A 21,641-nucleotide genomic window follows, 5' to 3' on the forward strand; every position below is an offset into this window, starting at 1 on the left:
GCCAGCCGGAAGAGAACAGATACGGCTTCTGCCCTCATTCCCACTGAAGCCTGAGGGAGGGGAATCCCCCTCCCTTTATGGGCGCACCACGATCATGATGACGATGAGGACCATCAGGATGGTCGGAATCTCATTGGCAATGCGATAGAAACGCTCACCATGCCGGTTACGCCCGGCAGCAAAATCACGGCGCCAGACAGAGCAGGCCCCGTGGAACATGAACATGCCCAACAGGCAGAAAACCTTGACCCACCACCAGCCGGAGGACCAGCTCACCACCCCCGGGAGAGAGGCCATCAGAGCACCGGTAAAAAAGGTCACAATCATGGCCGGTGCCATGATCTGCTTCTGAAGGCGACGCTCCATCAGGCTGAAACGGGTACTTTCCTCAGAGCCTGCTTTTATCTGCGTATGATAGACGAACAGCCGGGGCAGATAGAACAGTCCTGCCATCCATGACACGAAAGCCATGATGTGCAGTGAGACAAACCAGTTCAGATGCTTCAGCAGAAACAGTGCCATAATCCCGTTACCTTCCGTTCTTCCCGCCTCCATCATGGGGCGGTCTTCCCGCACATCAGACAGCCTCTCCGGCTGTCATGTCATTTCCGGGCCAAGGCCCCCTCAAGAAGGGGCATGACCTCATCGAGATGCTCCACCCGCACGAATCCCTCCACGGGCCAGAAGCCCGGCAGGGGATGGGATGCCGGACGCAGCAGGATGCAGGACATGCCGGCCCGGCGGGCTGCTTCCGCCCCAGTGTCACTGTCCTCGATCACCACCGTTTCCTCCGGCCGGACACCTTCCACCTCGGCCCCATGCAGATAGACGGCCGGGTCCGGTTTGGGATGCCCCATATCGGCAGCCGAATGGATGCGGGCCTCCGGCAGGAGGCGATCCATCCCGGTAAAACCGAATTTTGCCTCCATCTCCGCCATGGATGAGTTGGAGCCGACACGGACAGGAACATGCCGTGCCGCCAGAGCCTCCAGCAGGGGAACGGCCCCAGCTACGGGTTCCGTACCTTCCTTCATGAGCCTGACAAGATTGTCCCGCATTTTCGTGTGGGTGCCCGGGGGCAGGGGATGGCCCAGCTCCGCCTCCAGCTCCTTCACTACCTGCGGCAAGGCCTTGCCCGCAAAGCGGGCCAGCCCTTCCTCATCGGAAATGTTCAGGCCCAGCGAGCGGGCAAACCCCGCCGTCGCCCGGCAGGATGGCCCTTCACTGTCAATCAGCACGCCATCACAATCAAAAATGACCAGCTTCAGCCCTGGCCGTAATGCGTTTTTCATGACTGGATGTCCCTGATCGTCTCAACCAGCGTGGCCACATGTTCCGGCGGCGTGGTCTTGATGACACCATGTCCCAGATTGAACACATGTGGCCGCCCCCTGAGGCTGTCCCGGATGCGGCGGGCTTCTGCCTTCAGGGCCTCGCCACCATTCAGCAGGATCATCGGGTCGAGATTGCCCTGGAGGGTCACTGTCTCGGGCACCATTTCAGCCACCTTGGCCATGTCCGCCACCGTATCGAGGGCCAGGGCATTGATGCCGGTCTTCCCGGCATATTCCGCCACCATGACACCGCCCAGACGGGGGAAGCCGATCAGCGGCACGTCAGGATGGCGGGCACGGATATGGGCGACGATCTGCCGTGTCGGCTCGATCACATGACGGCGGAAAGCCTCCGGCGGCAGGATACCCCCCCAGGAATCGAACAGCATGACTGCTTCCGCTCCGGCCTCGATCTGGCCGCACAGCATCTCTGCCGTATTGCGGGTCAGACTCTCCATCAGCCTGTCGAACAGGGCCGGGTTCTTCTGCATCATCGCCCGGATATGGGCGAAATCACGGGAGCTGCCTCCTTCGACCATGTAGCAGGCCACCGTAAAGGGGCTGCCCGCAAAGCCGAGCAGGGTCGTCTCCTCCGGCAGTTCCACACGCAGGCGGCGCAGGGCCTCCCGCACGGGGGCCACCGCTTCCATCATCCGGCCTTCATCCAGCCGGGCAAGGTCAGACTCGCTGCGGATGGGCGTCATCACCGGGCCACGCCCTTCCTCAAAGCGCAGGTCCTGCCCCATGGCCCAGGGGAGGATGAGGATGTCCGAAAACAGGATCGCTCCATCCATGCCATAGCGACGGATGGGTTGCAGGGTCAGCTCCACAGCGATATCGGGCGTCATGCAGCGTGTGATGAAGTCCGCCTGCTCCCGCATGGCCCGGAACTCCGGCAGGTAACGCCCTGCCTGTCGCATCAGCCAGACAGGCGGCGGCCAGACGGCCTCGCCCCGCAAGGCCCGCAGAAGCGGCTTGCCCTGTTTGTCCATCCCTGAAGGAACTGCTCTGTCCTGCTGTGTCATGCCTGCGCCTTGTCCAACATCCCGAAAAAAGGGAAGGGAAGATACCCCCTCCCACGGCCATAGCCATGATGGCACCCATACGGCTATCCTTGCCCCGCTGGGGCGGAAGGCGTCAACTATGGAATGAAGCTCTGTCATGCGATGGCATGATATGATAGCGGCTGCCCGATCATTTACACGGAGGGTCCCCATGCCTGTTCTTGCCAGCGGTTCTGCCATCCGGCTTCAGCTTCTTCATGCCGCCGGAGTCCCTGTCACGGCCAGCCCGGTTGATGTGGATGAAGACGCCCTGCGTCGGCAGGCCGAAGCGCAAGGTCTCTCCCTGCGGGACACGGCCCTTGCCCTGGCCCAGGCCAAGGCAGAAGCAGCCTCCGGCCAGCACCCCGGACGGTTCATCATCGCTGCGGACCAGATTCTGGAGCTGGAAGGCCGGGCCTTCGCCAAACCGGCTGACCTGACCGAAGCCCGCACCCATCTTCTGGCCCTGCGGGGCCGGACCCATGCCCTCCATGCCGCCGTGACCCTCTGGAGGGACGGTCAGCCCCTCTGGTCCCACATCAGCAGCCCGACCCTGACCATGCGCTCCTTTTCGGAGGTGTTTCTGGACGATTATCTCCAGAAGGAAGGGAACGTTCTGCTCTCCTGCGTAGGGTGCTACCGGATCGAAGGGCTGGGCATCCAGCTTTTTGACACTGTAACCGGGAGCAGTGATGCCATTGCCGGGCTGCCGCTCATCCCGCTGCTGGCTGCCCTGCGACAGCATGGTATCCTGCCTGGCTGACAGGCAGCAGGAAGCCCCTGCAATAATTTATGGAAAAAATTGCATCTTCCCCCTTGCCTTTTCCTCCCATGTGGGGATATATGCTCCCCACACGGTGCGTCATCGACACACCGCAAAAGTGGGGCCATAGCTCAGTTGGGAGAGCGCTTGAATGGCATTCAAGAGGTCGTCGGTTCGATCCCGATTGGCTCCACCAGATATCCTCTTACAAATTGTTCCATGTGAAACATCAGCCAGCTTACCTGCCTGATGGCAGTGCCTGTCCCGGCCTTGGCTGCTCTGCTGTTTCATGCCCGGTCGTGCGTTTTTCCTGATGCAGGCACCCCTTGCCATGATGTCCCGTCTCCGGGTGGCCGCAGGCAGCATCTTTCCACCAGGCTGGTGGGGCTTCACCCTGCGCATCTGGGCAGCGCTCGTGCTGGCCCTGCTGGTTGCCTTCTGGGCGCAGATTGATTCTCCCGCCAGTGCTGCCGTGACCGTCATGCTGCTGGCACAGCCCCTGCGGGGGCAGGCCCTGAGCAAAGCCTTCTACCGGGTGGTCGGCACTCTGGTTGGTGGTGTCGTGGCCCTCTGCCTTGTCTCCATGTTCGGGCAGGAACGCCAGCTTCTTCTGGGTGGTTGTGCTGTCTGGATGGCCATATGCGCCTATGCCGGCACATTGCGCCGAGGATTCCGGGCCTATGGGGCCGTCCTTTCAGGCTATGTCGTGGCCCTGATCGCCATTTCCCACATTGATGCCCCCCAGAATGCCTTTGATGTCACGGTGGCCCGTGTCTCCACCGTGATGATCGGCGTTGCCGCCATTGCCACGGTCGCCCTGCTTTCCGGTACACCGCATGTCTGGCAAAGACTCGTGCGCAGTCTGCAGAAAACGGCAGCCGAAGTACGCCATGAAACCCGTCTCGCCCTTGATGACACCGTGCCAACCCTTTCCCCGCTGGAAACCATAGCGCTTTCCAGCACGGTCTTTGCCCTGACCCACCAGGTGCATGATACACGCACCGAACTGACCCGAGGTCGGCTGCGCGCAAAAGGGGCACAGGTCTGTCTCATTGGCATGGTGACGGCCCTGTCCTGCTGCCGCAGCCTGCTGGCTCTCATGCGCCAGGCCACCATCGCCCCCGCCGTGCTGGCCCTGACACGCTTCGACATACACGCCCCTTCTGGCACGGACAGAGAAACCATCCTGGCAGACCTGCTCGGCCGCCTGCCGCCAGAGGCCCCCCGGCTGACCCTGGCCGATGCCTGGCGCCTGGAGCGCACGGCCAGCCTGATTGCCAGCCGCCACATCAGCCGCAAAGGTCTCAACACGCTGCTGAAGGCAGCCCCACTGGGCCAGGTAAAAACCATGAGCCGGTTCGCCTTCCACCCGGACAGGATCGCAGCTCTCGTCAATGCCATCAGGGTGCTGCTCTGTTTCAGTGCGGCAGCGGCCCTCTTCATCGGCAGCGGCCTGCCCAATGCCGCCACGGCACTCTCTCAATGCGCCATGCTGCTCTGCCTGGGCATCACCCAGCCCAACAGTGCCGCTTTCGGCCGGGGTATCCTGATCGGAACACCGCTGGGCATCCTGACGGCGGGGCTGACCTCGTTCTTCATCCTGCCGCATGTCAACACCATGATGGGCATGGCCATTGTCATGCTCTTCCAGGTCATGTTCAGCTGCCTGCTCATCATCAATCCCGCAACGGCGGCCGCAGGCTCACATTACGGCGCCTTTTTCTTCGTCTTTCTGGGGCTGAACAATCACCATGACTACAACCTTCTTGCCTTTGTGGACCGCAACACCTTCTATCTCTGTGCGGCTGGCATCACCGCCTTCTTCCTCATCCTGTTCCTGCCGCCACGGCCACGGCGGACCCGCTTCCGCATCACTCTCTCCATCGCCAGGGAGCTGGAACGCCAGTTTGCCGCCCGGTCACCATCCTTCACACCAGCCCTGCTGAGCCGCAAATATGACCGGCTTCACCAGCTCTACATGCTGAGCCAGACCATCAGCCAGGAGAAGAAAGGCAAGGCAGCCTGGAGGGTCTGCCAGCGTTTCATCAGTCTGGCAGACCTCACCACAGCCCTGGCCCGGCTGGAGCTGGACCTCAAGACGGCCCGCCAGTACACGGAACTGGCACCACTGGCGGACACCATGCAGAGGAGCCTGACCCGCATGAAGCTCTTTTCACTGGCAGACCATCTGCCCCTCATGGCAGAGAAGATGCTCTCCCGGGCGCCAGCCTCCAGCGGGCCTGCCCATGTTGCAGCGGTTCTATGTGCTGCAGGGCTGGAGGAAGTCCGCTTCCTCCTCCAGCAGAACGGATCCGCGCTCCGCCATTACGGAATAGGGCGCAGGCGATGGTAACACGCCACCTTGTCATCAATCTGGATGGGCTGTTCGTGTCCTCCTTCATCATCGACCTGGCCCTGGCCCTGCTGGGGACCTTCCTGCTCCGCCTCATGCTCCAGTGGATGAGGCTCTGGCGTTTCTTCGCCAACCCGCCTCTGGCACAGTTTGCCATCATGATCTGCCTGCTCGGCCTGTTCACCATCCTGCTATAAGGCTGCCAGTGTTTACCCGTGCCTACCGCCTCATCCGTTTTGCTGTCACAGCTTCCATCCTCTGCGTGGCCGGGTTCGTGGCTGTTGTCCTCTGGGACTATTACACCGCCGCCCCGTGGACCCGTAACGGGCAGGTGCGTGTACAGGTGGCCAATATTGCTCCCCGTGTCTCCGGGCAGATCATCACCGTTCCTGTCCATGACAACCAGCAGGTCCATGCTGGAGACGTGCTGTATGTCATCGACCCGTTCGACTATCAGGTCGCCCTCGAAAAAGCCGATGCCGATGTGAACAAGGCCAAGGCAGACCTGGAGTTCCGCCTGAATCAGGCCCGGTGGCGCCATGCCATCCCGGGAGCGGCCGTCTCGCAGGAAGAAAAGACGCAGTATGAGGCTCTGGCACAGCAGGCCCGGGCCATCTACAGCACAGCCCTTGCCCAGCGCAGACAGGCCCAGATCAATCTGGACCGCACGACCGTCCGCAGCTCCATAGACGGCATCATCACAAACCTGACCATGAGGCCGGGGGACTATGCCTCCGCCGGGCAGGTGAACATTCATGTCATCGACACGAATTCATTCTGGGTGGATGGGTATTTCGAGGAAGTGAAGGTCCATGACCTCAGCGTGGGAGACCCTGTCCGCATGGATCTGATGGGCTATCACACCCCGCTTTATGGGCATGTCCACAGCATCACCCGTGGCATTGCAAGCAGGAACGCCCTGACCAATGCCCTCGGCCTGCCCACCGTGGACCCTGTTTATACATGGGTGCGGCTGGCCCAGCGTATTCCCGTCCGCATCAGCCTGGATTCCATCCCGCCGGACCTCAACCTCGCTGCCGGCATGACCGTCACCGTTACAGCCATTTCCGAGAAAGGGAACAGGCGGCGGCGCAGCAACGAGGATGCCTTCCAGCATCTCAGTGACGATCTCCGCCATCTGTTCGGGCACAAATGAGAGAAGGGGAGGGGAGGACCGTGCCTTTTCAGACAAACGAAATGTTATTATATAACATCCACGTCTGCTGATGGCCCTGAAAGGCTTCCATGTTCACGGTGCGTTTTCTCCCCTGCCTGCCGCTTTTTCTGACATTGCTGACAGGCCTGCTGCCCCTTCCTTCCCGGGCCAGCACGGAAACGGGACCGGACCGACCAGCCCCCCTGCTGAGCTGCGTGGAACCCGTCTGGTGCGATATCGCCCAGCAGATTGGTGGCCCAGCGCTACGGACACGCTCGCTCATCACCAGCGAGGGGCTGGACCCGCACCATCTCCAGCCTTCACCCCTCATGGCCCGCCAGCTGGCAGCCAGTGATGCCGTACTGCTCAATGGAGCCACCTATGATGACTGGGCCATGAAGCTGCTTCCCACCTCTGTGAAGCTCTTCCTTGCTGCCAGTCAGGGGGGCTGGCAGACCGGAGAAGACCCGCATCTCTTTTTTGATCTCCCCACGGTCCGGAATACGGCCCGACAGATCGCCGTCTGGCTTGCCGGGCTTCGCCCCCAGGCCCAGCAGGACATCGACAGGCGCCTCGCCCTGTTCGAACAGCAGATCGACCAGATCGCCACCCGCCAGCAGGCCATCCAGCAGAGAGACCATGGCGCCCCCTTCGCCATGACCGAACCAGCCGGGGAACGTCTCCTGCTGGCGGCTGGGCTGGTCATGACAGACCAGAGCTGGGCCCGTGCCCTGATGAACGAATCCGGTCTGTCCCCCCGTGACACCGCCATGCTGGAAACAGCCCTGCACGAGAAGACCATCCGCTTTCTGGTCAGCAATCCGGCCATCAGCGCCCCACAGGCGAGCAGAATGGAGGACATGGCCCGTCAGTCCGGCATTCCAGTCCTTGCCATCGGGGAAAGCCTGCCCACCGGGCAACACTGGCAGGACTGGCTGAACGGCATCCTCACATCGCTCGAACAGGCCCTGTACCAGACAGCGCCCCGCAACACCCCGCTACCCCCCCATCCATGAAGGAAGCCCGCCTTACCTGCCGGGATGTCAGCCTCCAGGTAGGGGGCCATCCTGTCCTGCATCATGCCACTCTTGATGTTCCCCTGGAGGGCCTGACCATCCTGCGTGGACAGAATGGAGCCGGAAAAACCTGTTTTCTCCGAGCCCTCATGGGACTGCTTCCCCTACAGGGGGGGAAGCTTCTCATCAATGGCCACCCACCCGCCAGAGCCCGCCGCCATTGTGGGTACATGCCGCAGAAGGCTGACGACACGGCGCCCATGCTGCCAGTCATCAGCCATGTCATGGCCTGTCTGGATGGCACGCACTGGGGCTTTCCTGCCCCTCGCAAAACCCGCAGGAAAGCCAGGGCCCTTCTGGCTGAAGTCGGGGCCCTGCCTCTGGCCTCACGCCCGCTCGGAGCGCTTTCTGGCGGCGAAAGACAACGTGTTGCCCTTGCACAGGCCCTTGCCGGCTCCCCGAGGCTGCTCATTCTTGACGAACCCTTTGCCGCCCTGGATCGTGCCAGCCATGAAGCGCTGCTCCAGCTTTTCAGCCAGCTTCACCAGCAGAAAAAGGTCAGTCTGTTCATCACGGTTCATGGGCCGCTACAGACCACTGGCCTTGACCTGCCCATGAGAGAGATCACTCTGTCAAAGGGAGCGCTGCATGTCTGAGACCAATCCCTTTTCTTTCCCCTTCATGCAGCATGCCTTTCTGGGCTGTTTTCTCGTTTCGCTGCTGGCTGGCACGCTGGGCTGGCTCATGCTGCTGCGGCGACAGGCTTTTGCAGCCCATGCCCTGCCGCATATCGGCTTCAGTGGGGCAGCAGCAGCCGTGTGGCTGCATCTCCCCCCACTGGCAGGCATGATGGCCGCCAGCATGGTGGGCGGTCTCTTCATGGGGCAGGAACAGCGGGGCAGACAGCATCCCACCCAGCGGGACACGATGACCGGCCTCATTCTGGCCGCCAGCCTGGGGATTGGTGTCTGGTGTCTTCATGAAGCGAATGAAGCGTCTTCCCAGACAACGACCCTGCTTTTTGGCGATGTTCTGGGGCTGGATGGCCCAACCCTTGGTATGCTGGCAGGGCTGGTCTCTGTCTGTCTTGGAGGGGTGGCCATCCTCTGGCGCCCCCTGCTTTTCAGCAGCCTTTGCCCCAGCCTGGCAGAGGCACAGGGCCTCTCGCCAACCCGGCTGGGCCAGCTCTTCCTCCTGCTTGCCGCCCTCGCTGCGGCGGCCTGTGCGGAAATCGCCGGAGCACTGCTCTGTTTCAGCCTGATGGTCGGCCCTGCTGCCGCTGCCCTGAAGCTGGAGCTCCCTCCCTTCCGGGGCATGGTCTGCTCCGTTCTGGGGGCGCTTCTGCTCTCATGGGGCGGGCTGCTCCTCGCCTGGTACAGCGACATTCCCCTGCCATTCTGGATCAGTCTGGGCGGTGTCGGCCTCTACCTGCTGGCTGGAACCGTCATGACCCGGAAAGCCTTGCGTCCTGTCAGAAATCCTTGAGGTTCATCAGAATCAGATGGACGCCGATAAGGATGGCAACAATGACGACATGAAACAGGATCACCCATTTGCCATCCAGCACGAATACTTCATTGTCGCTCTTCGGCCAGACCGTGCGGAACAGCCTGACCCAGAAACCCGGAGCCATGACCGGCCCTGCTGAAAGTTTCATGTCCGTCTCTCTCCTTCGTGGCTTTCTGGCCTGTTCCCCGCCTGACGGGGCCATGCCTATCAGATAGCTGTCCCGGCGTCAGAACGGAATGAAAAACCGCATCCAGGACCGCAACAGTTTTCACAAATTATGAAACTTCTCCTTGAGAGCTGTTTCTTTCCCCGCTATGCGCCTTATCATGAATCTGTGATCAGCCTGTCAGCCCTCCCCCGGCAAACCGACACAGCTGTCTGACCCATTCGAGAGGTTTTTTTGTGACGCAGCCCGCCATGCCAGACCCTCAGGAGCATTTTCTGGATGGACCGGACCTCCCCGCCGGTGTGACACGTTTCTGGCTGGTGCGTCATGCCATCGTGGAAGAAGCAGCACGACAGACCATGTACGGCACGCTGGACGTGCCCCTCTGTCCCCAGCATCTCCGCAGCCAGAAGCCCGCCTACGAGGCCTTGGCCCGGCGCCTGCCCCGCAAGGCGACATGGTTTTCCTCCCCCCTCCAGCGGGCCCGCGACACCGGCCTGACCATTCAGAAAGCCGGCAATTTCTCCACTCCCATGAGGATTGACCCCGCCTTCATTGAACAGTCAATCGGGCAATGGAACGGTACCCCCCACGACACGTTTCCATCCCTGCTCAGAAAACCGGCTCCCCCTTTCTGGTCCATCGCAGCAGATGAACGTCCACCAGAGGGTGAAAGCATGGTGGATGTCCGCCAGCGCATCGGCCTGGCGCTGGAAAGCCATGCCCGACAGAATGCCGGAAAAGACATGGTCATTCTTAGCCATGGCGGTGCCATTCGCATGGCTCTTGCCCACTGTCTGGACATCCCCGTGGAAACGGCCCTGCGCTTCTGCATCCAGAATCTTTCCCTGAGCATCATCGAACATATTGCCGGGCATTGGCGGATTGTCGCCATCAATGAACTTCCTGCCTTCCACGAGCCCGCAGAATGAAAGGGTGGTTCAAGGATGATCTTTTCCGCGTTGTTCTGAAAAATGCGGGAAAGCTGGGATCGACCAAACTCATCGGGGCTGTCATGGGTCTCGTCGCACTGGTCGTGACCGGGCGAACACTGCGCCCGCATGATTTCGGCGTTCTGACACTGATAGCCTCCTACATCGAGACGATTGCCGCCATCGGCCAGTTCCAGAGCTGGCAGATTGTCCTGCACTATGCTGCTGTTCCCTGGCAGAAGGGAGAGCGCAAGACTGTTCAGACCAGCATCAGCCTGGCCATGGGGCTGGATATCTGTGCGGGGCTTCTCTCCATGGTGTTCGGCATGGTGGCCTTCCTCTGTCTGGGCAAAGTGCTGGGTGTCCATGACAAGCCAACCCTGCTGATCCTGCTCTACTGCACGCTGATCCCCGGCATGGGCAGCACGGCCGCCTACGGCATCCTCCGCCTTTTCGACCGCATAGACCTCGTCTCCCGGCAGCAGCTCATCACGCCAGCTGTCCGGGCTGTCTGCTGCCTGCTGGCATGGGGCAGTGGCATGAAGCTGGCCGGTTTCGTCATCGCCTGGTACCTGGCTCTTCTGGCTGGCCAGATATATCTCTGGGCCACGGCCCTGCTGGAACTGAAACGCCATGACCTGCTGAAAGGGCTGCGCCCCAGCATCCTGAAGGCAGCCCGGCAGATGCCAAAGGGCATGTGGGGCTTCGTCTGGACCGCCAACATCACCACCCTGCTGGAAACGGTCTGGGAGCCGATCAGCAAACTGCTGGTCGGCAAGATCGTCAGCACATCGGCAGCCGGCCTCTATTCCCTCGCCATGGAGTTTCTGGATGCTGTCCAGCGGCCTGCAAAACTGCTGGAGAAAAGCTACTACCCCGAAGTCGTTCTCATGGATCCACGGACCTCCGCCCCATGGAAGCTGGCCCTGCGGACCAGCGTCCTTTCCGGCGCACTGGGCATGCTGGCCATGCTGGTTGTCTATATCGGGGGGAAACCCGTCATCAGCATGTTCGGTCACCGCTTTGGCGATGCCGCAACCCTGATGATGTGGATGTCTCCGGCTCTGGTCTTCTTCACCGCCGGGCTGCCAATGGAAGGCGTGCTCTACACGGCGGGACGCTCCCATTACATCATGCTGGCCCAGCTCGTTTCCGTGATTCTTTACGTCCCGCTGCTTGTCTACATGGGCCATCACTACGGCCTGAACGGCGCCGGGCTTGCCTATGCCCTGGGCATGTTCTTTGCTACCATGACCACGTTCGCCATAATGGGTATAACCTATCTGCGCCGCAACAGGATCATCCTCCCTCATGAAAGGGAGATCCGCCAGACCGACAGCCTGCCCGCCTCGCCCGGCAGCTGATACCTTGCCAGGAGATGCCAGCCCAGCCATGCCCATTTTCCCTTTCCGCCCTTCTGCCAGCCGCCGCAGCACACCGGCTTTCCCTCAGAAGATGCTGGATACCGTCTTTGAGCATGTTCTCCTTGATGACGTTCCCCACCCTGACACCCCCCTGCCCGAGGATGTCCTGCCCGCCTGTGAGAAGACTGAAATCCGGGATGGCTACAATCTCTGCTGGCAGCTTCTCGAACATGGCGTGGACCGCAAGGCCTTCCGTCGCCTGATCCTGAAGATTGCCCTCTCTGGCACAGCCAGCAAGGACGAACAGCTGGCCTTCAAATACGCACGGGCCAAATTCAAGCACATGCGCTTTGCCTGTGCCAATTTCACCAGGCAGCACCGTTATCCGCTCCTGCTGCATGTTGTCACCATCATCATGGGCAACATGCAGGATGCCTTCAAAAACCACCAGCGGCGGGCTACGCTGATCAACGGCCTCATCCTCTGGGTCGTGCTCTCACCGGTCTATTACTGGCTGATCGCCGCCCCCATCGCCCTCTGGAAAGAAGACAGTACGGCAGGCATCATCGCTTACCAGAAGAAAGAAAATGCCAGACTGGCAAAACTGATACGCACGCTGGATGCCACAACCGGCCATGAATTCCATGTCATGCGCAAGATCATCAGCCGCCGGGTGGCCTTCAATGACACACTGCGCACGATCCGCCCCTCCAGAGGGCTGGACCAGCTTTCAGAATATCTCGCCACGATCAACGGCATGATGGGCGATTTCCATGACGGGCTGATCGAGAAAAAACTGGAGGGAACGCAGGATTACCGGCGGGACCGCTTCCAATCCCCGGAGGGAATTCCCCAGCGCATCCGGGCCTTCCTGGAACGCAGCCCACACTGAACGCCCGCCCCTTGCGGCAAGGCCCATCCAGAAAAACGGATGGGCCTTCCTGCTTCAGACAAGCCCGTGCCGTGCCAGAATATCCAGCACGTCCTGCCGCACAGCTTCGTAAGACTGGCGGGCATCGACCTCAACCAGCGGAGCATGATTGAAATTCAGCTGCGGCATCAGCTCCGCCTTGATCCGCAGGGCCTCGAGGTCATGGTCCGGTTTGCGGCCATGGGCTGTTTCCGCATCCACATTCAGCCGGATGACCAGATCAGGCCGGAAGGCCACGATCCGGCGATAGATGCCACGTTCCAGCCAGGCCAGAAACCGGATCAGCGGATTGCTGCTATAAGCCGCTGAAAGACCAGGACCATCACACTGGCCAGGAATTTCCATTTGCGGGTAACGGTCCGTCACCACCAGAAATCCCTTCTCGACCGCCCGCCTGACCCGTAGAAAGCGCTTCAGCCGCACCAGAGAAAAGACAAACAGAACAAGACCCGTCATCAGGCCCGGCATTTTTTCACCCTTGGTCCGGGCCTTCTTGGCCTTGCCGTTCAGCTTCTTCTCCAACGCTGGACCAATAAGGGGCAGAGCCCCGATCCGCCGCCCAAGATCACCCGAACCAAGACCAAGATACCCATAAACGGTTGGACGTGTTTCAGAAAAATGCTGGACCAGAGACTGGCTGATACTGGACTTGCCAGACCCATCACACCCAACCAGCGAAACCAGACAGCCTGCCCGGGGCTGCGCAGCCAATCCCTGGCCGGAACGGGGATAGAGTGCCAGCACCTTGCGGACTGTTTCTTCTGCCTGTGCCAGCACCTGCGCCAGCGGCTCGGTGGCATCGATATCAACGATGGGAGCACCAGAAAAATCCAGCCGGGCAAGGTCTTCAATCTTGCGGGCCAGCTTGAAAGAAACATGATCCGGCTTGCGTTGCAGGGCCGTCTCCAAGTCAACATTCAGCCGTATGACGACATCTGGCCGGAAACGGGCCATCCGTGCATAGAGCGCCCGCTCCACCCGGCTGAAAATCCGCAGCAGGACGCCATCCCGGTTCAGATTGGCCAGAGTGGGGCCATCCATGGGGCCGGGCACACTGTTCTGCGGATAACGATCCGTCAGCACGGCCATGCCCCGTTCATGTTTGCACCGCATGAGTGCGAAACGAAACACACGCCGCATGGACAGAACGAAACCCGACACGGCCGCCAGCACGCCTGCTTTTTTGCCGGTCTGTATCCGGCTATTTTCTTTCCTGGCCTTGCCTGTCACATACGGGCCAATGAAGGGCAGGGGGGCAAGCGTACGCTCCAGATTGCCTGCCTGCTTGCCGAGATGGCAGAAAGCCGTCGGCCGCTCGGCCTGCAACAGCGCCAGCAGGGCCGTCCCCACGGTGGACTTCCCACTTCCATCACACCCGACCAGGGCTATCACCGGCTGATGCCGCCCTGCGACTGGCCGAGGCTTGAAATCGCTTACACGCATAGCACTCTCATCTTCTCTGACGCTGCCATCCTATCCTGTCCTGCCTGTCCATAACAGACTTATGGCCGGCCTGCCCGCATAAAGTGCCCTGATCCAGCCATATATCCTTAACATGAGGAAACACGTCATCATCATGAAACGGTCTGCCCATAAAAAATGGCTGGCAACCTCCATGAGGATGCCAGCCATCGAAACTTGCTGAATATCGCTTATGCCTTTCTCAGGACATGAAACAGATTTTACTCTCAGCCTCTGCCGTTACCAGGCGGAGGACCAAACCTGTTGTTCCCCGGCGTCCCCGGCTGACACAAAAAAATGAGAGTAGCGATCGGGCAAAGCAGGAATGGGATAATGGGAAGGAAAACGAGTGGGGACAGATGTCCCCCTGACGGATTTAATTTATACAGGAACGAAGCATGATAAACGACGATCACTGAGAAGGATGCTGACGGCAGCCATACCCACCAACCGGACCGACCAGTATCATGTAACCGTCGCATCCCAACAGCTATACCCGGTAAAAACATTAAAATATAAACAACAAGCCATGGAAATATACTACCAGATATAGAATCAATTATTTCAATAACAAAATAAAAAATAAATTCAAAAAGCCTAAAATACCAGTATTCAGGACAAGTTGCCCGTCCGCTGAATGTCACCTAATTTTTTATACCTTTTATGAAATAGCCGAACGGACTGGCACTCTTCACGTTTCATCCTCCAGAAAGAAAGAGTAATTTTTCAAAAAAATAAATGAAAAGTCAACGCAGGGTAACGTCAGTCAAGACGCAGAATAATCATGAGCATGTCCTGTCTGACCATTTACAGAACCATGCCATAACGTCGGGCGCACCAGACCACGACAAGATAAAGCAGAACCGTCAATACACAGCCAACCGCCAGACTGCCCCAGAAAGGCCAGCCTCGCCGCAGGAGGGCGGGAATGAGCAGAAACATGGGCAGGGATGGCAGAACGTACCAGAAAGTCGCCTCACTATGAGTGGCCATCAGCTCACGGTCCGGTTTCTCAGCCCAGAGAAAAATCATCCCCAGAACAGACACAAGCGGCAGGGACGCAATGAGCGCACCCAAAGCAGGAAGGCGACGGGCCACCGTGGCAATGGAGGCCACGAGCACGGCGGACAGAGCGGTTTTTAGGAGAAAGGGGATCATCTTCTTTCCAGCAGAAAACGCAGAGCGGGTGTCCTGCCGCTGGCATCCGGAAAGTTTTCGACATCTTTTCAGGGGAACCGGCCGATTGTGGTGGGCACACTAGGGCTCGAACCTAGGACCCGCTGATTAAGAGTCAGCTGCTCTACCAACTGAGCTATGTGCCCACAATCGGTAACCGATGGATGGTTATCTATCAGCCTTCATGAAGGCTGACAAGGGGATTTTAAATATTTTCTCAAAAAAATCAGCTCTGTCCGGTCAGACGGGCCATGAGGGCCTCAAACTGCTCCAGAGAGGAATAGTTGATCTTCAGCGATCCACTTTTCCCATTGAAGCGTATCTGCGTCTTCAGCCCGAAACGGGCGGAGAGGTCTTCCTCCAGCCGGGTGATCTCCGGAGCTGGGGCAGCCGTGGTCTTCTCCTCACTGGCCGCCTTGTTCAGCCGGGCCACGAGGTCTTCCGTCTGGCGGACATTCAGTCCCTTTGCCAGTACCTCAGCCATACCGGCCACCGGGTCGGGATGACCGAGCAGGGCACGGGCGTGACCGGCACTCAACCCACCATCCCGCAGCTGGACCAGAACAGCCTCCGGCAGGTTCAGCAGGCGCATGGTATTGGTGATGTGAGAGCGGGACTTGCCAATCGCCCCGGCCAGTTCCTCCTGCGTCAGGCTATAATCCTGCAGCAGCCGTTGCAGCCCCATTGCTTCCTCAACAGGGTTGAGATCCGACCGCTGGAGATTCTCGACCATGGCCGCCGCCATGGCATCCGTATCATCAAGCTGACGGATATAGACGGGCACCTCATGCAGGCCCGCCTTCTGCGAAGCCCGCCAGCGGCGTTCACCAGCAATGATCTGATACCGCCCCTTCTGCTCGGGGTCCGGTCTCACAAGAATGGGCTGGATCACCCCGCGGGAGCGGATCGAATCCGCAAGCTCGGCCAGCCGGTCTTCATTCATGTCCCGACGCGGCTGGAACGGACTGGGAGCGAGCAGATCCACCCCCAGACTTCCTGGCTGGGACGGAGCCTGAACCTCACCCTGCGGGGCCCCAACACGGGCCAGATTGGGCGCCTGATCCCCCAGAAGAGCGGCCAGACCCCGGCCAAGTTTGCGGGAGGAGGGGGATGCCTTCTTTGCCATGGTGCTCAGCCTTTCTTCTTCAGCCGTTTCAGCAGCTCGGCCCCCAGATCCTCATAGGCCAGTGCCCCGGTGGAACTGCGGGCATAATCCATGACAGGCCGCCCATGACTCTGTGCTTCGGAAATACGGATATTACGGGGAATCATCGTTTTGAAGACCTGATCACCAAAGAAGCCCCGGGCATCCTCCGCCACCAGAGCAGAGAGATTGTTGCGGGTATCGAACATTGTCAGCACGATCCCTTCCAGATGCAGGTCCGCATTGAAGGCAAGACGCACCCGCTCGATGGAACGGACCAGCTGGCTGATCCCCTCCAGAGCGAAGAACTCGCACTGCAACGGCACCAGAACGCTCTGGGCCACGACAAGCGCATTGAGGGTCAACAGCCCCAGGCTGGGCGGGCAGTCGATCAGAATGATGTCATACCGGTTAAGCAATGGTTTCAGGGCATCCCGCAGCCGGTATTCCCGCCGGTCCTGGTCGATCATCTCCAGCTCGGCTCCGGCCAGGTCGCCATTGGCAGGCATGACATCCAGCTTCGGCACCACGCTGGAACGGAGAAGCGTCTCCGCCGGGGCATCCTCCAGCAAGGCGCCATAGGTGCCACGGCCACGCTCATCATAATCCAGCCCGAGGCCTGTTGACGCATTGCCCTGCGGGTCAAGGTCCACCAGCAGGACACGCTTGCGCTGCGCCAGAGCTGCCGCCAGATTCAGGCTGGTCGTCGTTTTGCCGACACCCCCCTTCTGGTTGGCAATGGCGATGATGTGCGGTGTATGTGAAGCAGCTTTAGACACGTCTGAAATCACTGATCCTGAGAAGGACCCCGTCTGGGTCTGTTCGGCTTGGGAGACTTTCATATCTCATGTGCCAGTCAGAACGGGCACTGGTCAACTCATCTGACGCTTTTCTTCCCTTGAGGAAAAGACAATACCCTTCCTCCTTCAGCAGAGGCCGTGCCCAGTCGAGCAGCTGGGGCAGGGGGGCCAGCGCACGGGCTGTCACAATGTCCGCCGGTTCCACCTCTGCCTGCTCGATCCGTTTTGCCAGCACGGTGACACGGGCACCACATTCCCGTGCCGCTTCCCGCAGGAAGGCGCATTTCCGCTGGTCGGACTCAATCAGCGTGACCGGGTTTCCTGTTGCGATCGCCACGATCAGCCCGGGGAAACCACCGCCAGAACCAAGGTCCGTTATCCGCACACCAGCCGCAACATGCGGGACGAGCTGGAGACTGTCCTCAATGTGACGCTGGCGGAGGTGGGCGATATCCTTCGGGCTGACAAGATTGATCTTCTCATTCCAGCGGGTCAGCAGGCTGGCAAAATGGGCGAGCTTCTTTTCTGTTTCATGTGAAACATGCGTCATCATGTACGGCTCCTGACATGGGCAAGCAGGGCAATAAGGGCAGCGGGCGTCACACCCCGGACACGCCCCGCAGCGGCGAAATCGGCCGGACGGGCAGCCCCCAGCCGCTCCTGCATTTCCTGGCTCAGCCCCCCGATCGCCCCGTAATCCAGATCATCCGGCAGGCGCAAGGCCGCCTCACTCTTCAGCTGCTGGATTTCCCGCTCCTGCCTGCGCAGATAGCCACCATAGCGGGCCTCTGTCTGTACGTGCCGCCCGATACGGACCGGCAGAGCGGCAAACCATGGAGAGAGACTGGCAATCCGTGTCTCATCGGCCTGTGTCGCCAGTACGTCCAGCAGGCTGCGCCGCCGTCCATCCTGCGAGACCTCGATACCATGCTCCCGCAGGTGCTGGGGCAGGAAGGCCGGTTTCCGGGCTTCCCCCATCGCTTCATCAATCTGGCGCACCGTCTCACGGAAGGCCGCCTCACGTTCTGTGCCAACACATCCGGCCTCGATGGCTTTTGGTGTCAGGCGCAGGTCCGCATTGTCCGCCCGCAGAAGAAGGCGATATTCCGCCCGTGAGGTGAACATGCGATAGGGTTCGCTGATACCATGCAGGGTCAGGTCATCAATCAGCACGCCAAGGTAGGATTCCTCCCGTCCCAGCGTCAGGGGCTCCCTGCCTGCCACGGCCCGGGCAGCGTTCAGACCGGCCAGAAGACCCTGTGCGCCCGCTTCCTCATACCCTGTCGTGCCATTGATCTGCCCGGCGAGATACAGGCCGGGCAAGGCCCGCAGCTCCAGAGACGGACGCAGCTCCCGTGGGTCAACATAATCATACTCAACGGCATAGCCGGGGGTGACGATGCGGGCCGTCTCCAGCCCCGGCATGGAAGCGATCATCTGCGCCTGCACCTCGGCAGGCAGAGAGGTGCTGATGCCGTTGGGGTAGACCAGCTCCCCACCCGGATTGCCCGGCAGGGCCTCCGGCTCCAGAAACACCTGATGACTGTCCCGCCCTGCGAAACGGACGATCTTGTCCTCGATGGACGGGCAGTAGCGGGGACCCCGCCCGGTGATCTCACCGCCATACATGGCCGAAAGATGCAGGTTGTCCTCAATGATCCTGTGTGTCTGCGGGGTTGTCTGCGTGATGCGGCAGACGATCTGTCTATTGGGCAGGGAGGCTGTCAGCGTACTGAAGGCCTCCGGCTCGGCATCGCCCTCATCGGCAGGCAGGGCCTCCCAGTCGATGCTGTCACGGGCCAGACGGGGCGGGGTGCCTGTTTTCAGGCGGCCCATTTTCAGCCCCAGGGCTTCCAGCCGTTCCCCAAGCTGCATGGCGGGCGCATCGCCAATGCGTCCGGCTGGCTGGCTGACCCGCCCCGTATGGATCACGCCCCGCAGGAAGGTGCCGCTTGTCAGCACGACTGCCCCGGCGGAAAAACGGCGGCCATCCTCGCAGATCACACCCCGGACATGGCCCTTCTCGACAATCAGGTCGCCCACGGCCCCGGCCAGCATGGTCAGGTTGGGTGTGGCCGCCAGAAGGTCCTGTATGGCGGCCCGGTAAAGCGAGCGGTCCGCCTGCGCCCGTGGCCCATGTACCGCTGGCCCTTTGGAACGGTTCAGCAGCTTGAAATGAATTCCCGCCCGGTCTGCCGCCTTGCCCATGAGACCATCAAAGGCATCAATCTCCCGCACGAGATGGCCCTTGCCGATGCCTCCGATGGCCGGATTGCAGGACATGCTGCCTACGGTGTCCAGCCTGTGCGTCAGCAGCAATGTCCGGGCCCCGAAGCGGGCAGCGGCAGCGGCGGCTTCCGTCCCGGCATGACCGCCCCCCACCACGATGACATCATAGGTTTGCGCAGGTGATGTGCTCATTGAGGTAACGTCACTTTCCTATACAGAACTGGCCAAAAATCGTATCAAGCAGGGCTTCCACATCCACATGGCCCGTCAGTCGGCCAAGGGCCTGCATGGCCAGACGCAGCTCCTCTCCTCGCACCTCCGGCCATGGGGCTTCCAGCGCACGGGTCATATGTTCCTGTGCCTCCTTCAGCCCTGCCCGATGGCGGGCACGGGTCAGGGGCGGGGTGCCACGCTGAGCCATGAGACGGGCCAGATGGGCTTTCAGCCATGCCTTCAGAGGGGCCAGACCGGCTTCATCCTTCGTATGGATGCCAAGCTCACCCTCCCGTGCCGGGGCGAGGTCCGTCTTCGTCCGCAGCCTTATGGCGTGATCCGCCAGCAGGGGCGTCTCATCCCCCGGCCCGACAAGATGAAAGAGCAGATCGGCCTCTTTCACGTGCCGCATGGTCCGGCGGATACCTTCCGCCTCGATCTCATCCTCCGTCTCCCGCACGCCTGCCGTATCAATCAGCCGGACACGGATGCCCTCTATCATCCAGTCCACGGCGATGGCATCCCGTGTCGTACCCGCCTTCTGCGTGACGATGGCAGCATCCTGACCACTCAACGCATTCAGCAGGCTGGACTTTCCCACATTCGGAGCCCCCGCCAGAACGATCTTCAGACCATCACGGACGATCTCACCCCGTTCATCAGCCAGATGGGCCTGCATCTCTTCCGCCAGGGTCCGGCAGTCACCCAGCAGGGCGTCTTCCACCTCCGGGGGGAGTTCCTCATCCGGGAAATCGATCAGAGCTTCCTGCTGGGCCAGAACCTGCCGCAGGCGGGACGCCCATTCCGTGTAAAGCTGGCTCAGAGCACCATCAGCCTGTTTCAGGGCCTGATGCCGCTGGGCCTGCGTATCGGCTTCAATCAGATCGGCTATGGCCTCGGCCTGCAACAGGTCCATCCGTCCTGCCTGCACGGCCCGACGGGTGAACTCTCCCGGTTCGGCAGGGCGGGCACCAAGGGAAACAAGGGCCTGCGCCACTGCCTCCACGATGGCCGGACCGGCATGAAGATGCAGCTCGAAGCTGTCTTCCCCCGTATAGGACCGAGGCCCCGGCAGCCAGAGGACGAGAGCGTGATCCAGCACGTCACCTTCATGCCGCAAGGCCCGCAGGCTGGCATGACGGGGAGCTGGCAGGGCACCACAGAGAGCTGCCAGCAGGATCGCACTCTCCGGCCCGCTGACCCGCATGACCGCAATCGCCCCCTGCACCGGGCCTGTCGCCAACGCAAAAACCGTCTGGGTGGAAATGCTGGATGATGTCATGCCGCCTTTCATACAGCACTCATGCCCGAAAAGCAGCGGGCCAAAGAAAGAATTGACGCTCTCCCGCAAAAGGGGCAGCCTGACAGCCATGCCACAGCTTTCTTTCCATTCTCCCCTCGGTGCCCTGACCCTCAGCGAAGAAGAGGGGCAGATCGTCTCCCTTGATGAAGGCTGGGGCCGGGACCAGAGTGAGACGCCCCTCCTGCTGAAAGTGCGGGACATGATGCAGGATTATTTTGATGGAGAGCCGGTGGATTTCCAGTCCATTCCACTGATGCTTGATGGCACGGCCTATCAGAAACGTGTCTGGGCAGCCCTGCGTGCCATTCCGCACGGGCAGACCCGGACCTATGGCGACCTGGCCGAAACTGTCGGCGGAAGCCCGCAGTCCATCGGTCAGGCCGTGGCCCGCAACCCGCTGCTCATTCTCATTCCCTGCCACCGTGTCCTGCCCTCCCACGGCAGGGGCCATGGTGACTATAGCGGGTTTGAAGGCGCAGAGAGCAAGGCCTTCCTGCTGGGGTTGGAACAAGAAGCATCCAGTTCCTGAAGCACGGGATCATCCAGCCTTACCTTATTGCCAAAGCTGATCATCACATGATCCTACAAAAATATGATGGCAAATTTTCATCACCTGCCATCGGCCTGACCCCGCAAAAAATGACGGGAATTTTTTATTTAAAAAATATTTATAAGAAGAAAAATAAAATCAATTGTTGAAAACTCGCCAAAATCAATAATGAAAAAATGTCAAATTCCTCCCATTCCA

23 protein-coding genes and 2 tRNA genes are annotated in these 21,641 nt (G+C 60.4%); 12 read left to right on the forward strand and 13 right to left on the reverse strand.

Annotation, left to right across the window (positions count from 1 at the left end; all coding sequences use genetic code 11):
* Nucleotides 1-75: 75 nt before the first annotated feature.
* The 3 genes from hemJ to hemE all read right to left on the reverse strand — a co-directional run bounded on the left by hemJ (nt 76) and on the right by hemE (nt 2,326).
* A complete protein-coding gene (hemJ, locus tag ASO19_RS06910) occupies nt 76-522 on the reverse strand; it encodes a protoporphyrinogen oxidase HemJ (RefSeq protein ID WP_043559109.1) in 447 nt (148 codons plus the stop codon).
* Between the two features lie 80 nt (nt 523-602).
* Entirely contained in the window at nt 603-1,292 is a 690-nt protein-coding gene (locus ASO19_RS06915) for an HAD family hydrolase (RefSeq protein ID WP_086441861.1), read from the reverse strand.
* Nucleotides 1,289-2,326: a uroporphyrinogen decarboxylase gene (hemE, locus tag ASO19_RS06920; RefSeq protein ID WP_043559114.1), complete on the reverse strand. Its 1,038-nt coding sequence runs from the start codon at nt 2,324-2,326 to the stop codon at nt 1,289-1,291. The genes ASO19_RS06915 and hemE overlap by 4 nt, the downstream gene beginning before the upstream one ends.
* A gap of 223 nt (nt 2,327-2,549) precedes the next feature.
* On the opposite strand from hemE, the gene ASO19_RS06925 reads away from it, so the two are divergent.
* The 8 genes from ASO19_RS06925 to ASO19_RS06960 all read left to right on the forward strand — a co-directional run bounded on the left by ASO19_RS06925 (nt 2,550) and on the right by ASO19_RS06960 (nt 9,150).
* Nucleotides 2,550-3,140, forward strand: coding sequence for a Maf family protein (locus ASO19_RS06925; RefSeq protein ID WP_043559116.1), 591 nt, complete (start codon nt 2,550-2,552; stop codon nt 3,138-3,140).
* A gap of 120 nt (nt 3,141-3,260) precedes the next feature.
* Nucleotides 3,261-3,336 (forward strand) — tRNA-Ala (locus ASO19_RS06930).
* 135 nt (nt 3,337-3,471) lie between these two features.
* On the forward strand, nt 3,472-5,493 hold the full coding sequence (locus tag ASO19_RS06935; protein ID WP_181005224.1) for an FUSC family protein: 2,022 nt from the start codon (nt 3,472-3,474) through the stop codon (nt 5,491-5,493).
* On the forward strand, nt 5,487-5,690 hold the full coding sequence (locus ASO19_RS06940; RefSeq protein ID WP_043559119.1) for a DUF1656 domain-containing protein: 204 nt from the start codon (nt 5,487-5,489) through the stop codon (nt 5,688-5,690). The genes ASO19_RS06935 and ASO19_RS06940 overlap by 7 nt, the downstream gene beginning before the upstream one ends.
* 8 nt (nt 5,691-5,698) lie before the next feature.
* Nucleotides 5,699-6,649 carry an efflux RND transporter periplasmic adaptor subunit gene (locus ASO19_RS06945; protein WP_043559122.1) on the forward strand — a complete coding sequence of 317 codons (951 nt, stop codon included), beginning with the start codon at nt 5,699-5,701 and terminating at the stop codon, nt 6,647-6,649.
* 89 nt (nt 6,650-6,738) lie between these two features.
* On the forward strand, nt 6,739-7,665 hold the full coding sequence (locus tag ASO19_RS06950; RefSeq protein ID WP_103765670.1) for a metal ABC transporter solute-binding protein, Zn/Mn family: 927 nt from the start codon (nt 6,739-6,741) through the stop codon (nt 7,663-7,665).
* On the forward strand, nt 7,662-8,321 hold the full coding sequence (locus tag ASO19_RS06955) for a metal ABC transporter ATP-binding protein (protein WP_043559124.1): 660 nt from the start codon (nt 7,662-7,664) through the stop codon (nt 8,319-8,321). Before ASO19_RS06950 ends, ASO19_RS06955 begins: the two co-directional genes overlap by 4 nt.
* A complete protein-coding gene (locus tag ASO19_RS06960; RefSeq protein WP_043559127.1) occupies nt 8,314-9,150 on the forward strand; it encodes a metal ABC transporter permease in 837 nt (278 codons plus the stop codon). The genes ASO19_RS06955 and ASO19_RS06960 overlap by 8 nt, the downstream gene beginning before the upstream one ends.
* On the opposite strand, the gene ASO19_RS06965 is transcribed toward ASO19_RS06960, so the two are convergent.
* Nucleotides 9,137-9,322, reverse strand: a complete 186-nt coding sequence (locus tag ASO19_RS06965) for a hypothetical protein (RefSeq protein ID WP_043559129.1) — start codon at nt 9,320-9,322, stop codon at nt 9,137-9,139. The genes ASO19_RS06960 and ASO19_RS06965 overlap by 14 nt on opposite strands.
* 269 nt (nt 9,323-9,591) lie before the next feature.
* Here ASO19_RS06965 and ASO19_RS06970 point away from each other — a divergent pair, with 269 nt between their 5' ends.
* From ASO19_RS06970 to ASO19_RS06980, 3 genes are read left to right on the forward strand one after another with little or no spacing between them, the layout of a single operon-like run.
* Nucleotides 9,592-10,272, forward strand: coding sequence for a histidine phosphatase family protein (locus ASO19_RS06970; RefSeq protein WP_043559489.1), 681 nt, complete (start codon nt 9,592-9,594; stop codon nt 10,270-10,272).
* Entirely contained in the window at nt 10,269-11,636 is a 1,368-nt protein-coding gene (locus ASO19_RS06975) for a lipopolysaccharide biosynthesis protein (protein ID WP_052348979.1), read from the forward strand. Before ASO19_RS06970 ends, ASO19_RS06975 begins: the two co-directional genes overlap by 4 nt.
* Before the next feature lie 28 nt (nt 11,637-11,664).
* Nucleotides 11,665-12,528: a hypothetical protein gene (locus tag ASO19_RS06980; RefSeq protein ID WP_103765671.1), complete on the forward strand. Its 864-nt coding sequence runs from the start codon at nt 11,665-11,667 to the stop codon at nt 12,526-12,528.
* A gap of 54 nt (nt 12,529-12,582) precedes the next feature.
* Here ASO19_RS06980 and ASO19_RS09190 read toward each other — a convergent pair whose 3' ends face one another.
* From ASO19_RS09190 to mnmE, 9 genes are all read right to left on the reverse strand, one after another.
* Nucleotides 12,583-14,010, reverse strand: a complete 1,428-nt coding sequence (locus ASO19_RS09190; protein WP_219811865.1) for a nucleoside/nucleotide kinase family protein — start codon at nt 14,008-14,010, stop codon at nt 12,583-12,585.
* 245 nt (nt 14,011-14,255) lie between these two features.
* Nucleotides 14,256-14,672 (reverse strand): DUF805 domain-containing protein, encoded by a 417-nt coding sequence (locus tag ASO19_RS09280; protein ID WP_103765672.1) that lies wholly within the window; start codon nt 14,670-14,672, stop codon nt 14,256-14,258.
* Between the two features lie 163 nt (nt 14,673-14,835).
* Nucleotides 14,836-15,186, reverse strand: coding sequence for a DUF3147 family protein (locus tag ASO19_RS06995; RefSeq protein ID WP_043559132.1), 351 nt, complete (start codon nt 15,184-15,186; stop codon nt 14,836-14,838).
* A gap of 88 nt (nt 15,187-15,274) precedes the next feature.
* Nucleotides 15,275-15,350: transfer RNA gene (locus tag ASO19_RS07000), tRNA-Lys, on the reverse strand.
* An 80-nt stretch (nt 15,351-15,430) separates the two neighbouring features.
* A complete protein-coding gene (locus tag ASO19_RS07005) occupies nt 15,431-16,330 on the reverse strand; it encodes a ParB/RepB/Spo0J family partition protein (protein WP_103765673.1) in 900 nt (299 codons plus the stop codon).
* Nucleotides 16,331-16,335: 5 nt separating this feature from the next.
* A complete protein-coding gene (locus ASO19_RS07010; protein WP_373364558.1) occupies nt 16,336-17,136 on the reverse strand; it encodes a ParA family protein in 801 nt (266 codons plus the stop codon).
* A complete protein-coding gene (rsmG, locus tag ASO19_RS07015; RefSeq protein WP_043559506.1) occupies nt 17,120-17,698 on the reverse strand; it encodes a 16S rRNA (guanine(527)-N(7))-methyltransferase RsmG in 579 nt (192 codons plus the stop codon). The genes ASO19_RS07010 and rsmG overlap by 17 nt, the downstream gene beginning before the upstream one ends.
* Nucleotides 17,698-19,569, reverse strand: coding sequence for a tRNA uridine-5-carboxymethylaminomethyl(34) synthesis enzyme MnmG (gene mnmG, locus ASO19_RS07020; RefSeq protein WP_103765675.1), 1,872 nt, complete (start codon nt 19,567-19,569; stop codon nt 17,698-17,700). The genes rsmG and mnmG overlap by 1 nt, the downstream gene beginning before the upstream one ends.
* A 10-nt stretch (nt 19,570-19,579) precedes the next feature.
* Nucleotides 19,580-20,872: a tRNA uridine-5-carboxymethylaminomethyl(34) synthesis GTPase MnmE gene (gene mnmE / locus ASO19_RS07025; RefSeq protein ID WP_103765692.1), complete on the reverse strand. Its 1,293-nt coding sequence runs from the start codon at nt 20,870-20,872 to the stop codon at nt 19,580-19,582.
* A gap of 88 nt (nt 20,873-20,960) precedes the next feature.
* Between mnmE and ASO19_RS07030 the strand changes: the two genes are divergently transcribed.
* A complete protein-coding gene (locus tag ASO19_RS07030) occupies nt 20,961-21,422 on the forward strand; it encodes a methylated-DNA--[protein]-cysteine S-methyltransferase (RefSeq protein WP_103765676.1) in 462 nt (153 codons plus the stop codon).
* The last annotated feature ends 219 nt before the right edge of the window (nt 21,423-21,641 follow it).

Source organism: Parasaccharibacter apium (assembly GCF_002917995.1).
In the GTDB taxonomy this organism is placed as follows: Bacteria; Pseudomonadota; Alphaproteobacteria; order Acetobacterales; family Acetobacteraceae; genus Bombella; species Bombella apis.